At 40.1% G+C, this 14,086-nt stretch carries 13 protein-coding genes and 1 other annotated feature; of the genes, 8 read left to right on the forward strand and 5 right to left on the reverse strand.

Annotation, left to right across the window (positions count from 1 at the left end; all coding sequences use genetic code 11):
- Nucleotides 1–17: 17 nt before the first annotated feature.
- The 4 genes from rplS (at nucleotide 18) to H5181_RS10185 (ending at nucleotide 3,496) form a co-directional block, all read left to right on the forward strand.
- Nucleotides 18–371, forward strand: a complete 354-nt coding sequence (gene rplS, locus H5181_RS10170; protein WP_011638365.1) for a 50S ribosomal protein L19 — start codon at nucleotides 18–20, stop codon at nucleotides 369–371.
- Nucleotides 372–778: 407 nt separating this feature from the next.
- On the forward strand, nucleotides 779–1,870 hold the full coding sequence (locus H5181_RS10175; protein ID WP_011638364.1) for a 3-deoxy-7-phosphoheptulonate synthase: 1,092 nt from the start codon (nucleotides 779–781) through the stop codon (nucleotides 1,868–1,870).
- An 11-nt stretch (nucleotides 1,871–1,881) separates the two neighbouring features.
- Nucleotides 1,882–3,021, forward strand: a complete 1,140-nt coding sequence (tyrA, locus tag H5181_RS10180) for a bifunctional chorismate mutase/prephenate dehydrogenase (RefSeq protein WP_041413153.1) — start codon at nucleotides 1,882–1,884, stop codon at nucleotides 3,019–3,021.
- A 130-nt stretch (nucleotides 3,022–3,151) separates the two neighbouring features.
- Entirely contained in the window at nucleotides 3,152–3,496 is a 345-nt protein-coding gene (locus H5181_RS10185) for a hypothetical protein (RefSeq protein ID WP_011638362.1), read from the forward strand.
- 107 nt (nucleotides 3,497–3,603) lie between these two features.
- Here the strand turns inward: H5181_RS10185 and pheA are convergent, their stop codons facing one another.
- Both pheA and hpf read right to left on the reverse strand, forming a co-directional pair.
- Entirely contained in the window at nucleotides 3,604–5,550 is a 1,947-nt protein-coding gene (gene pheA, locus H5181_RS10190) for a prephenate dehydratase (protein ID WP_011638361.1), read from the reverse strand.
- A gap of 58 nt (nucleotides 5,551–5,608) precedes the next feature.
- Nucleotides 5,609–5,730, reverse strand: a sequence feature (Phe leader region).
- Nucleotides 5,731–5,853: 123 nt separating this feature from the next.
- Nucleotides 5,854–6,207 (reverse strand): ribosome hibernation-promoting factor, HPF/YfiA family, encoded by a 354-nt coding sequence (gene hpf / locus H5181_RS10195; RefSeq protein ID WP_011638360.1) that lies wholly within the window; start codon nucleotides 6,205–6,207, stop codon nucleotides 5,854–5,856.
- 438 nt (nucleotides 6,208–6,645) lie between these two features.
- On the opposite strand from hpf, the gene H5181_RS10200 reads away from it, so the two are divergent.
- Entirely contained in the window at nucleotides 6,646–7,311 is a 666-nt protein-coding gene (locus tag H5181_RS10200; protein WP_011638359.1) for a cytochrome b/b6 domain-containing protein, read from the forward strand.
- Nucleotides 7,312–7,445: 134 nt separating this feature from the next.
- Here H5181_RS10200 and H5181_RS10205 read toward each other — a convergent pair whose 3' ends face one another.
- Nucleotides 7,446–7,895 carry a cytochrome c gene (locus H5181_RS10205; protein WP_011638358.1) on the reverse strand — a complete coding sequence of 150 codons (450 nt, stop codon included), beginning with the start codon at nucleotides 7,893–7,895 and terminating at the stop codon, nucleotides 7,446–7,448.
- 314 nt (nucleotides 7,896–8,209) lie between these two features.
- Here H5181_RS10205 and trpR point away from each other — a divergent pair, with 314 nt between their 5' ends.
- Entirely contained in the window at nucleotides 8,210–8,488 is a 279-nt protein-coding gene (trpR, locus tag H5181_RS10210) for a trp operon repressor (RefSeq protein ID WP_011638357.1), read from the forward strand.
- A gap of 253 nt (nucleotides 8,489–8,741) precedes the next feature.
- Here trpR and H5181_RS10215 read toward each other — a convergent pair whose 3' ends face one another.
- Together H5181_RS10215 and slyD are read right to left on the reverse strand one after the other, a co-directional pair.
- Entirely contained in the window at nucleotides 8,742–9,119 is a 378-nt protein-coding gene (locus H5181_RS10215; protein ID WP_011638356.1) for a hypothetical protein, read from the reverse strand.
- Between the two features lie 246 nt (nucleotides 9,120–9,365).
- A complete protein-coding gene (gene slyD / locus H5181_RS10220) occupies nucleotides 9,366–9,932 on the reverse strand; it encodes a peptidylprolyl isomerase (protein ID WP_011638355.1) in 567 nt (188 codons plus the stop codon).
- A 726-nt stretch (nucleotides 9,933–10,658) separates the two neighbouring features.
- Between slyD and thrA the strand changes: the two genes are divergently transcribed.
- Together thrA and thrB are read left to right on the forward strand one after the other, a co-directional pair.
- Nucleotides 10,659–13,124 (forward strand): bifunctional aspartate kinase/homoserine dehydrogenase I, encoded by a 2,466-nt coding sequence (thrA, locus tag H5181_RS10225; protein WP_182750946.1) that lies wholly within the window; start codon nucleotides 10,659–10,661, stop codon nucleotides 13,122–13,124.
- The gene (thrB, locus tag H5181_RS10230; RefSeq protein ID WP_182750947.1) at nucleotides 13,121–14,080 is read left to right on the forward strand and encodes a homoserine kinase; all 960 of its coding nucleotides are present in this window, start codon (nucleotides 13,121–13,123) and stop codon (nucleotides 14,078–14,080) included. Before thrA ends, thrB begins: the two co-directional genes overlap by 4 nt.
- Nucleotides 14,081–14,086 lie beyond the last annotated feature (6 nt).

Raw genomic sequence — 14,086 nt, forward strand, 5'->3', positions numbered from 1 at the left:
ACTAGGATGGAGTAATTATGAACAACATCATTAAAATGCTCAACGATGAGCAAATGAAAACAGATGTGCCTGATTTTGGTGCTGGTGATACAGTAGTAGTTCAAGTACGTGTTAAAGAAGGCGAAAAAGAACGTCTTCAGGCTTTTGAAGGTTTGGTAATTGCTAAGCGTAACCGTGGTCTGCATTCAGCATTCACAGTACGTAAAATCTCTAATGGCGAAGGTGTTGAGCGTGCTTTCCAGACGCACAGCCCGCTAATTGCTAGCATCGAAGTTAAGCGTCGCGGTCGTGTACGTCGTGCTAAACTGTACTATTTACGTGAGCGTTCAGGTAAGTCTGCACGTATCCGTGAAAAATTGGCAACTAAGTAATAGTTACCGATACAGAATAAAGATGCAGTGTTCGCACAACAACCCGCCGAAAGGCGGGTTTTTGTTTGTGCGGCTTTTAAAAATAATAAAGGGATAACAACGAATAGAGCGATAACAGCGAATAGAGCGGTAATAGCGAATAGAGCGGTAACAACGAATAGAGCGGTAACAGCGAATGGATAGCGTACAAGATGTATGACTGGGGTTGTTTTTTGTACGATATATCATCGGTTATATGATTTTTTACACTTTGTGTAAATAAGCCTTGCTCTAGGACCTTTGCGCAGGCATAGTTGCTTTTAAGGTGTAATGGTGTAGCGTTACAAAAATACAGGTTGTACTATCCAATACCTAAAAAATAAATCTATTAGTGACCTTTGGTCTGTCGTCAAAAGAGAGTGATAAGTATGCAACAAGATACCATTAATAATGTGCACATCAGTTCAGAACAAGTGCTAGTGACTCCAGCAGAGTTAAAGCAAGAACTTCCATTATCAACTCATGCTTATCAATATATTCTAAATGCTCGCAAGCAAGTCTCAGATATTGTCCACAAACGTGATAATCGGGTGCTTGTGGTGACGGGGCCATGTTCTATTCATGATATTGCAGCGGCAAAAGAGTATGCATTAAAACTGAAAAAGTTACATGATGAACTCAGTGATGACTTCTACATCTTAATGCGCGTGTATTTCGAAAAGCCTCGCACAACGGTCGGCTGGAAAGGGTTGATTAATGACCCTGATATGGATGAGTCATTTGATGTCGAGAAAGGACTCCGAATGGCTCGAGAACTCATGATTTGGCTTGCTGAACTTGAATTGCCTATCGCGACAGAAGCGCTGGATCCGATCAGTCCACAATATTTGTCCGAGCTAGTTACTTGGTCTGCAATTGGCGCAAGAACCACTGAGTCGCAAACTCATCGAGAAATGGCTTCAGGTTTGTCGATGCCTGTTGGTTTTAAAAATGGCACAGATGGTAAGTTGGAAGTGGCTATTAATGCATTAAAATCAGCTGCCAGCAGCCACCGCTTCATGGGCATTAACCAAGAAGGTCAAGTTTCACTGTTGCAAACAGCCGGTAACCCAGATGGGCACATTATTTTGCGTGGCGGTTTAGCACCTAACTATGATGCTGACAGTGTTGCTCAGAGTGAAGCACAAATTCATAAAGCCAAACTCAGTGCTCGTTTAGTCGTTGACTGCAGTCACGGTAATTCATCAAAAGATCATCAACGTCAAAAAAACGTTTGCGAAGATGTATTTAACCAAATTGAAGCAGGCAATAAATCTATCATCGGTGTTATGCTTGAAAGTAACCTCAATGAAGGTAATCAGAGTTCAGATAAACCGTTAGCAGAGCTAAAGTATGGTGTTTCTGTCACTGACGCATGCATTGATTGGGAAACTACCGAAACCATTTTAAGACAAGGCGCTAACCAGTTGTCTGCAGTATTACCAACACGTTTTGAGACGCTGCAGGTTGTTAACGGTTAATGGATAAACAGATGAATGAAAAAACCACAGCAGGCTTAGAGCATCTTCGTGATTTAATTGATGGCGTTGATCAACAATTACTGCATTTATTACGTAAACGTCTCGATTTAGTGGCGCAAGTTGGTGCCGTAAAACATGCGGCTGGTGTACCTATTTATGCCCCACAGCGTGAAGCATCGATGTTAGCTAAACGTCGAGACGAAGCACAAAAAATGAATGTCTCACCACAGTTAATTGAAGATATTTTACGTCGACTTATGCGCGAATCTTATCTAAATGAAAAAGATGTTGGGTTTAAGCAGATTAAGCAAGATCTTGGCCATGTGGTCGTTGTGGGTGGTCAGGGCAAACTGGGACAGTTATTTAGCCAAATGTTGGTTCTTTCTGGTTATGAAGTTAAAAGTATAGATAAAAATGATTGGCAAGATGCCGCCGCCATTTTTGATGGTGCAGGATTAGTGATTGTTACCGTACCCATAAATGTGACGTGCGAAGTGATCCGCGACAAGTTAACGCAGCTACCTGAAAATTGTATTTTAGCTGATCTCACCTCGATTAAAGAAGCACCTTTAACGGCAATGTTAGCGGCACACAAAGGCCCTGTAGTAGGTCTGCATCCTATGTTTGGCCCTGATGTTGGCAGTCTTGCTAAACAGGTGGTGGTAGTGTGTCATGGTCGTCATCAAGAAGCGTATCAATGGTTACTACAACAAATTGAAATTTGGGGGGCACGTATAGTTGAAGCTGAAGCAGAGCGTCATGATAAAGCGATGCAGCTAGTGCAGGCTATGCGTCACTTTTCAACATTCGTGTATGGTGTCAACTTGTGCAAAGAAGAAGCTGATATTGGTAACTTATTACAGTTTAGCTCACCGATTTATCGTTTAGAGTTAGCCATGGTCGGTCGTTTATTTGCTCAAGATCCGGAGCTTTATGCCGATATAATTTTTGCTCAACCAGGTAGTCAACACGCTATTAGTGATTATCTTGATAATTATCGTGATGCATTAACAATGTTGCAAACGGGTAATAGGCAAGCCTTTGTGGAGCAGTTCCAGCGTGTCGCTAAATGGTTTGGTGATTTTGCGCCGCAGTTCCAACATGAAAGCCGCGCCATGTTGCAATCTGTTAATGATATGAAAGCTGGATAGCGTTAAGTGAAGCATTATTAATTGAACTAAATATTGCCAAATAGTGACACAAAGCTTATGTTTAATTAACACCGTCGCCAAATAACGCAGTGTTAGCTCAATAAACTTAGTTACCTTTGGAGGTTACCCCATGTCGATGATGCCATCGAATATGCTACCTGTTCAACAGGTTGAAGATAATTCCTTAGGGCATTTTCTTTACGGTTTAATGAGCGCTTTTCCATTATTTTTTGTGCCAGTATTATTGAGTTTTTGGCTTAATTTAATCCAAAAGAACGTCAATCCAGATTCTGTATTGGGTAGCCATCTACGTTGGCAACGCATGAGTATTATTGGCCTCTGCCCATTTTTTATTGCAGGATATTGGCTTAGCCCATTATGGCTGAGTTTACCTATGTATTTACTGGGTGTTAGCTGGTTCAGTTATCGTATTTTTAAAGGCTGGATAAGTTTAAATGATGGCCTAGCAGTATAATTATTGAGTAAACTTGAGTAACTAATTACCTTTTACAATTGCGAGTCATAAAAATGCCGAGAATTTTCTCGGCATTTTTATGTGTGTCATTCTTGGTTATTTAATCGTTACTTTGCTTGGTATAAACCATGAATAATTTCAGCTTGCGATACTCCATCCTGATGTAACAATATAATTCCATCAGCATTAAGTTGCTTAACGGCATTTGCATGAGTATTTAGAAGTGCAGCATTAATGCTGAAGCTGGTGTTAACGATGACGGGTAAATGGCTGCGAGATTTCACCTCAACCAATCCAGCCAAATCGAGGCTTAACTGCTCTGGGTGCGTGAAACTGCGTACACCTGATTCGCATAGCCCGAGCTGTTGATTTCCGTGGCTAAGGACTGTATCGGCAGCTTGTAGCCAATCATCAATACTAGCCATGGTATTTCTTTCTAATATTACCGGTAAATTGACGGAACCAATTAAGGTTAACATGTCTGGGTTATACATTTGTTTACCACTTAATATCAGCATATCTGCTAATTGGCTCGCAATGATAAATTCTTGTTCTTGGTCTATTTGCATTACACATAATAAACCGGCTTGTTCAATGACCTGTGCATGCTGCTTTAATTGTTGTTCATTGAGTTGTTGTTTTAAATCATTGAGCACAATAGCTTGAAAGCCTGATTCTTTGATGTGCTTTGCTTGCGTAGCCAGTTCGGTATTATCTATCGGTAAGTTAATTTGTTGTAATGCGCTAAATTGTCCTGCACCTATTTGTAAGTGCTGGCAAAACAATTGAGTATCTTGTGATTTATAGTCGCGTGAATGCTTAGCTTGGCTATGGGGTACCGTCTTGATTGGCTCTTGTTTAGAGCTACCGGGTTCAATCAATAACTGAGCTTGCGATAATTGTGTCGGTTTAACAGTTTCACAAGGATAACAACCTAATACTTTGATAAAACGTGTAAGGCGCTCTAACTCTTTAATTGCTTGTTGTACTTCGGTAGTCGCTAAGTTGCCATCAATATCGAGGTAAAACATCTCCTCCCATGGTGTCCCTGGTATCGGACGAGATTCTAACTTACTCATATTCAAATTATGAGCTTTAAGTACCAGTAGTGCTTCCACTAATGCTCCAGGTTTCTGTCCTGTTGCCATGATCAAGGTGGTTTTTGCTGGCAGCTGAGAAGGCACCGCAGAAGCTTTTCGAGCGACAACGATAAAACGACTCTGGTTGATTTTTTGGTTTGCCAAACCTTGTTCCATTGCAATTAATTGGTATAACGCTCCGCCTTCAGCACTGCCTATTGCTGCGACAGTGTTGTTGTCTGCCTCGACAACTTTTGTCATAGCTTCAGCACTACTAGAACAATATTCAAGTTTGATATGTGGGTGCTGACTCAAATAGCGGCTGCACTGACTGATTGGTTGTGGATGAGCGTAAATAGTCTTGATATCAGATAGTTTACTGTTAGGTTTAGTGAGTAAGCAATGGCTCACTTCAATAGTCGTTTCGCCCACAATCGATAGCGTTGTATGTTGAAGTACGTCATACACTTCATTGATAGATCCTGAAGAAGTATTTTCAATTGGTAAAAAGCCATAATCGGCATGACCTGATTCGACGGCATTAACGATTTCATCAAAACTTTTACACCCAAAATCTAGCATTTCCACCTGACGGCGTGAGCAGTAACGGCTTGCCGCTAAGTAAGAGTAAGAACCCCTTGCACCTAAATAAGCCACAGTATATTGCTGCTTTTGAGTGTCTGGGTTTGCTCTACCATGAAGATACGTCTGCTGAAATAACACTGAGTCTTCAATAATGCTTTGATAAAGCGATATCACAAAGTGCGCATCAAGTCCTTGGTCACGCCCTTGCTGCACGAGTCTTTCAAGTAGCTCTTTCTCTCGTTGTGTATCTCGAATAGGTCTAACATCAACTTCTTTGCTGCGTGCAACATTTAGGCTCAATTGGCGGCGCTGAGATAGTAACGCTAATAAGGATTTATCCAGTGCAGTTATCTGTTCGCGAGTTTGACTTAACTCAGGTGGTTTTTGCATATTGACCTCAATGTGACGCTACATACTGGCGCATGACTAGATACGGCAGAGTTTATAAGACAAAAAAGCCTCCCAGTTGGGAGGCTTTAGAATTTTCATTTTCGTTTTTACACAGAAAATCCGCCTCCAGGGGTGGGCTGAATAAAAAAGAAAATAAAAAGGCTGAATATTTTTTTGTTCATGAAGTAAAACTAAAGCTCTGACAGGCGACTGTCAATGTAAATTTACTCATCAAGGCTTGAGTGCTGGATTATAGACAAAAGAAAGCGCACCCGAAGGTGCGCTGGTGAGAGAGAAATAATATCAAGCGGCGTTTTCCTCCTTATAGACATACTCAAATTCGCTTTCAGTATCATTTGGTAATGATACATGGCGTTGAGCCTGGGGTTTATGGGTCAGGCGATTTAGCTGTTTTTCCAGCTTTTGTCCCATTGCAGTAATTGCTGCGTATAGGTTTTCACTTTTTGCCTGGGCGAATAAATCTCCACTAGGTAATCCAACTGATGCCTCTATTTTAAATAACTGCTTTTCTTGAGTAATAATGATGTGCGGGTTAATTAATTGAATATCATGTCGACTTAATTTTTCTAATCGTCCTTCAATACGTTCACGGATAAGGGCAGTGACTTCAAGTTGTTTGCTAGTGATTTTCAGCATATTTAGAACCTTCTTGTTGTTTGCTTAACTTCAGATTACCAAGGTTAACCATAAAAATAGTGATCTGCATCACACTTTTGTTGACTGTAAATGTCGAGTGCTGCATATTTGATCTCTTAGACGTTTTGAGTAAAAAAGGCTTAAAATATGCTTGTAATGCTGTGAATATAGGCCCATATTTGAATGGATAAGTTAATACTTAATTAGCTTTGTTGAAGTTTTTTTATACAATTTAAAACACGATTTTGTATGGATTGGTCTTATTCTCAAATACTCTACACATGCCCCTTTATTCTCTTTGTAAAGTAAAGGTTCTTTCATTGTCTCTTTTAGCTACATAACCATGTTTATTTGTATTAGTTTGTAAACCTTCTTGTTTTATTTACTACTGATGAGTTTATAATTTGTCAGTAAACAATAGTAATAAGCAGGTTATTAATGAGTATAGAACAACAAAAAATAAAGGTATGGGATTTTCCAACACGTTTTTTTCATTGGGCTATGGTGTGTTTAGTTGGCGGATTGTGGTGGACAGCTGAAATAGGTGAAATGCAGTGGCATCAAATATTGGCGTACCTATTGATGACACTGATTACATTTAGATTAATTTGGGGCTTTATAGGAAGTGACACCGCTAAGTTTACACATTTTTTTGTTGCACCTAATAAAGTTATCGCTTACGCGAAAGCCCAACCTAAACCTGTATCACTTGGGCATAACCCATTAGGTGGTTATATGGTGATTGTGTTGCTGGGAACACTTGTGTTGCAGTTAACAACGGGTTTATTTGCAACTGATGATATTTTTACTGAAGGCCCGCTGATATATCTAGTTTCCTCAGATACAGCTGGGTGGCTAACCTGGTTGCATAAAACCAATTTCAATCTTATTCTGGCTTTGGCTGCGGTGCATATCATTGCCGTATTAGTGCATGTGTTTAAGGGCGACAATATACTTAAAGCCATGTTCAGTGGTTATAAACAAGTTACCGAACAGGTCGCTTCACCTACATTGCGTTCGCCTTGGATGGCGTTAGTTATCGTGCTAGCCATATTTGCGGCTATTTGGTGGTTACTTCTCGAGCCTGTGGTCAGTTTTTTATAATTTCAGGCAAACTAAAGCCAATAAAAAAGCCCATAAAGATGGGCTTTTTTCATTTTTCTACTGAGCAGAGCTACTTTTACTTGCTATAGCTAACCAATCAAATTAGAGACTGATTCACTCAGTAGCAAAATAGATTAGTCTTTTTTGTAAACGTCGTGGCAACCTTTACAGCTTTTACCTGTGTTAGCAAAAGCTTGTTTAATGTTATTTTGATCGCTTGATTTAGCTGCAACAGCTAATGCCGCAGCATTATCTTGAAATGCAGTCATTTTGCTATCAAAATCGGCTTTATCCTGCCAAATTTTTGCTAGTGCTTCGGTATCGCCTTTATCTGAACCGGCAATAAAACCTTCATGTGGTATCTTTGATAGCGCTGCAACATTGTCTGCACGAGTACTAAATACTGCTGCATCAAAAGGTTTTTTACCTTTTAGCATCGCGCCCATATCACCAAAGTTATAAGCAATTAAGCCGAAAGCAGCTTGGCGGTATTCAATGGCATCTGCAGGTTCTTCAAAATTATTCGCAAACACAGCAGGGATTATCATTGCGGTTGCCGCAACCGTTAGTAATATTTTTTTCATCGTCATCCTTCACTTTTTTGTGGGTGGTACTGGTTCCATAAGCACAGATATCCACATAATTAAGCTAAATTTTAACTAAAGTGCTAACCATTAAATGTTCAGCCTAATAATTAGTCGAGTTTTTAGCGCTTAGTTATGAGGGTATTACACATCATTCTACACAATTTTATAAGCACTTTGCGATATCTTTCATCAATAGCATACCGCAGTTATTTTTCATTTTTCATTACAAGTTTATCGCTAGCAATTTTGCTAATCGGCGTCGTTCCTTGGTACACTTGTAATGTCTGGGCATTACTAAAAAGAGAAAAACAATGCGTGCCAATTGGAATTTAGTAGTAGAAAAAATATTAACCCATGCAAATGAAGATGATTTGTCGGTGTTGTTTCATTTGTTATTAACTGAAGAAGAACGTAGTGCGGTTTCTGGACGTTTACAGGTGTTTCAAACGTTATTAGCAGGGGAGTTGAGCCAGAGACAAATTGCTGCAGAACATCAAGTGAGTATTGCAACGATTACGCGGTGTTCAAATTATTTAAAAAATATGCCAATACATCAAAGAGACTTAGTTAAAAAATTGATTTTAGGCTAAGCAATTAACCATCGATGTGCATCGACACAATATTCCAGTCCTCAGTGCTGATAATTCAATGCTAATAAATTGCCAATATAACTGACTCGATAGGTGTTTTTATTACCTATCGAGCCTGAAGTGTTACTCATAAAATCAAATAGGCATTCATCAATGTTAATGACATTAGTTTCAGCATTAATTCCTGCTAATCAAATGTTCATGTTTTTTGTTCAGTTAATCTTTTTGATCCTCACCGCAATAGTTAATCTGACTATTGGTTAATTCCTCGCGGTAATCTGTGGTGACGATAACTTAAACGTCTTAAAAATAGGTATCCACCATAGGTGGTTAAACACAGTGCAAAAAGTGTGCTGGAATCTCTAGGGTAAAACCGATAAAGGCTCACAGCACCCAACACGTAAATAAAGGGTAATAAACCATAAATTGTTTCGGGAATGAATCCTGATTTGCGTTTACGTTTGGGGTCGGTTCTACGGTTCTTGGAGCGTAAGTTGTAAATATGTGCACCATATAAATACACTACAATTGAAGCAATAAGTGCATAATTTGGTTCGAGTAAAAAAATACTAACACTACCTACAAGCATGTAAGTGAACGGCAGTAATTCATACAGCGGTTTAATTAACATAAGCACTCCGTCGCTAGGTATTAATTATTATATTGGGAGTCAATTAGTAAGGATTGTACCCCCAAGTTATCCTTAACGGTCGATACAATAAATCTGACTAATTGATGTGATTAACGAGCTAACTATAACCTAAACAAAAAGGCACTGCCTAGTAACTAGACAATGCCTTACGATGTTTCAACCTTTTTACTGACAAATAGACATTAAAGATAGAATGAGTAACTTATCTATTTAATCAATAATGAATTAACGACAGCCACAGCCGCCATTTCCATCACAGCCAGGTTTTTCTGTGCCACATGATTCATGGTCGTGTCCGTGATCATGTCCATGGCTACCACAGCCGCCTTCTGCATGGATATGTCCATGAGATAGTTCTTCTGCTGTAGCTTCTCTTACAGCGATAACTTCGACACTAAAATGCAGTGACTGACCCGCTAGAGGGTGATTGCCATCAACAACGATGACATCATCTTTCACTTCAATGACTTGAACAGGGCGTTGACCCATTTCAGTTTCAGCGATAAAACGCATACCTGGAACGATATCTTCGACATCACCAAATGCACTGACAGGAACTTCTTGCTTTAAACCTGGGTGATATTCGCCATAGGCTTGTTCCGCAGGGATCTTTGCCTCGATATTCTCACCAACAGTTTTACCTTCTAAAACTGATTCAAGTCCAGGAATTAAATTTTCAGTGCCATGTAAGTAAACCATTGGTTCACTTTCAAATGAACTTTCTACTAATAGACCTTGCTCATCAGATAAGCGGTAATGAATAGTGACCGCCGCATGTTTTGTAATTTTCATATCGCCTCCAATTGTGATGTGAGTATCATACCGTATTTTGATATCAGGCTGCGATGGCTAACATCAGTTTTTGGTTATTGAATCACAGCTTTTTTTATTTTGTCTTATGCTGCATGTTTTATTGAGTTCATGTTGAAAATAAATCATCTAATTAGTGATGAAAATGGATAAGGCGGATAAATCATCTTGGTAGTACATCTATTGGTAATCTTTTTATGAGTACGTATTAAACTACTTCTTGTATCATTCTGTATTTGTTGAACTTACTTGGCTTTACTTATTGTTTCACCGTTTACGTCAACGTTAGATTGGGCAGTCAATAATGGTTATGGCGACCGATTTTAGATTTTTAACAACTTGATTGTTAAAAAAATCAACTCTACTTGAAAAATAACTAGTAAATAAACTGTAATGAGGGGTTGACAACATTAGGTTAAAAAAGCAATTCTGTTAGCCAACGTGGATCAGCTATTTAATCTAATTAAATATTATCGGCAGTTAACATTTATCCTAACGAAGAGAATCATCAAATGTTTACCCTCATGCTCGTTGTAATTACAACCATTACAACCACCACTATTACCATAGTGGGGGCGGGCTGATTACACCCTAAAAGATTTTGCATGAAAAGCCCGCTTCTAACACCTGAAGCGGGCTTTTTTGTTTTTAATTCTGATATTTGATTTTAATTTAATGTTGTCACTTTAAAGTGGCAAGGAGAGCAACATGAAAGTAATGAAATTTGGTGGAACATCGTTGGCGAACTGGTCTCGTTTTTCGATGGCGGCAGACATTATTGCTGATACGGCTTCGACAGAATCTGTTGCTACGGTACTTTCTGCTCCTGCAACAGTAACCAATGCACTGTTAGAAATGGTTGATATCGCTGTTAATCAACAAGACTATCAGCCAGTGTTAGACCATATCAATGGTGTATTTAGTGGTTTGTTTTCTGATGCCACTTCACTTATTACAGCCGTTCAACATAAATTATTGGTCGAGAAATTAGCTGCGCAAATGCAGGTTTGGAAAGATAAGTTGTATGGCATCAGGTTATTGGGAGAATGCCCTGATAGTGTTCGTGCTGAATTAGTGGTGACCGGAGAGCGCTTATCAGCAGCATTAATGGAACAAGTAATGTTGGCGAAAGACATTACTTCAGCACAATTAGATCCAGTCGCGTTATTTTTAGCTCATGGTCAGCCGTTGGAGTCTGTAGTCGATATTGCGGTTAGCAAGCCTCGCTTTACCTTATTGCCGCTTGATCAATACCGAGTCTGGGTGATGCCTGGTTTTACTGCTGCAGATGCTCAGGGCAAGATCGTCACATTAGGCCGCAATGGTTCTGATTATTCAGCTGCGGTACTGGCGGCATGTTTAGATGCCTCAAGTTGTGAAATTTGGACTGATGTGGATGGAGTTTATAACACTGATCCACGTGTTGTGGCCGACGCTAAATTATTGTCACAATTAAGCTATCAAGAAGCGATGGAACTCTCATATTTTGGCGCCAAAGTATTGCACCCTAAAACGATTGCGCCAATTGCTCAATATCAAATCCCTTGTTATATCAAAAACAGTTTTAATCCGTCAGCTCCCGGTACATTGGTGTCTAATGATGATGATAAAACAGGTCTACAAGTTAAAGCGATTTCAAATTTAGACAATCAAACCATGTTTAACGTCTCCGGCCCAGGAATGAAAGGCATGGTCGGCATGGCAAGCAGGACTTTAGCGGTTATCTCTCGCAGTGGCATCTCGGTTTCTCTTATTACCCAAAGCTCATCTGAATACAGTATCAGTTTTTGTGTCTCTACTTCTCAAGCAAATAAAGCCAAATGGGCACTAGAACAAGAATTTGAGCTTGAATTAAAAAGTGAATTACTTGAGCCGATTGAATTGCGTCAAGATTTGGCGATAGTGTCTTTGATTGGTGATGGTATGAAAACCCATAAGGGCGTAGCGGCTAAATTTTTTACAGCACTAGCTAAAGCCAGTGTCAATATCATTGCTATTGCTCAGGGTTCATCAGAGCGATCAATTTCTACCGTTATTCAACAGAAAAAAACCAAGCATGCCATTGGTGCATGTCATCAAGCATTTTTCGATGTTCAGCAGTATTTAGATGTGTTTTTAGTCGGTAGCGGTAATGTGGGTGCTGGATTACTCGATCAAATCAAGCAGCAGAGTGCGATGTTAAAAGAACAGCACATTAGTATTCGTGTATGTGGGATCGCTAATTCGAGCCAAATGTTGTTGAATAGTGAAGGTATTGAACTTGGCGAGTGGCAGTCATTACTGGCCGAGAAGGGCCAAGCATATGATTTAGCTAAGCTACTTGAGTGGGGGCAAGAGCAGCAATTACTTAATCCTGTACTGGTTGATTGTACATCAAGCGAGTTAGTGTCAGACCGTTACCTTGATGTGATGAATGCCGGTTTCCATGTTGTTACTCCAAACAAAAAATCGAATACTCGTGATTATGCTTACTATCAAGCATTGCGTAAAACGGCTTTAACTCAGCGTCGACAATTTTTGTATGAAACGACGGTAGGTGCTGGTTTACCGGTTATCGATAACTTGAAAAAACTCATGTATGCCGGTGATAAGCTACATAAGTTTAATGGTATTTTGTCTGGGTCATTATCCTACATTTTTGGTATGTTAGATGACGGTATGAGCTTATCGCAAGCGACTGCGATTGCGCGTGACAAGTGTTTTACTGAACCCGATCCTCGTGATGATTTAAGTGGTATGGATGTCGCTCGTAAAGTACTCATTCTTGCTCGTGAAGTTGGCCTGCCATTAGAGCTTGAAGACATTAATATTGAATCTGTATTGCCTGCTGATTTTGACGACTCAGGCGATGTTAATCAATTTATGGCGAATCTTGCTTCATTAGATGACCTTATCTCTGCTCGAGTCGCGGCGGCTAAAACCGAAGGTAAAGTGCTGCGTTATGTTGGCCAAATTGAAGACGGGCAATGCCATGTCAGAATTGTTGAAGTCGATGCAACTGATCCATTATACAGTGTTAAAGGTGGCGAGAATGCGCTGGCATTTTATAGCCGTTATTATCAACCAATTCCTTTTGTATTAAGAGGCTATGGTGCTGGTACCGATGTTACTGCTGCCGGGGCCTTTGCTGACGTATTAAGAACCTTAAACTGGACTCGTGAGGTTGGGTTATGAATCAAACGTTAAAAGTAAGCCAAGACACGCTTACTGTTTATGCTCCAGCGTCTATGGGCAATGTTGGTGTTGGCTTTGATTTGCTAGGCGCTGCATTGGCGCCGATTGACGGCTCATTATTGGGCGATAGAGTGATGATTAGCGTCGCTGCCAGCGGGGTTGAATATAGCCAAACAGGTGAATGGGCACATAAATTACCAAGTGATGGTAAGGACAATATTGTTTACCAATGTGCTGAGTTTTTTTTAGATAAATTACAGCGCCAAGATGGTGTAACTGTTTGTTTAGAGAAAAACCTTCCAGTAGGCAGTGGGTTAGGCTCTAGTGCCAGCTCTGTAGTCGCTGCGTTATATGCCTTAAATGAACATTTTGGACAGCCTTTTAACCAGCAAGCCTTATTAGCATTGATGGGCGAGTTTGAAGGGAAGATATCTGGCAGCGTGCATTATGACAATGTAGCGCCATGCTATTTAGGCGGCATGCAGCTAATGCTTAATGCCAGTAACAAAGCATGCGCTGCTATTCCAAGTTTTGATAACTGGTATTGGGTTATCGCTTATCCGGGAATTTCATTATCTACTGCCAAAATGCGCGAGTTGCTGCCGCAGCAATATGATAAGTCTGTAGCGATTGATTTTGGTCGTTATTTAAGTGCATTTGTTCACGCGAGTTATCAGCAAGACGCTGCTTTGGCAATTGAAATGCTGAAAGATGTTTTGGCCGAACCTTATCGAGCGTCTGCGATTCCGGGTTATATCGAAGCGCGAACAGCATTAGCTGAATTAGGCATGTTGACTAGCGGTATTTCTGGCAGCGGCCCCACATTGTTTAGTGTCACTGACGATTTAGCCACCGCAGAAAAAGCTAAAAACTGGCTAATGCAACATTATATATCTGAGCAAGGTGGTTTTGCTCACGTTTGTAAATTAGATAAACTTGGCACGCGCTGCGTGTAACGCTCT

The sequence above is a fragment of the Shewanella sp. SG44-2 genome (genome assembly GCF_014164215.1).
Classification (GTDB): domain Bacteria; phylum Pseudomonadota; class Gammaproteobacteria; order Enterobacterales; family Shewanellaceae; genus Shewanella; species Shewanella frigidimarina.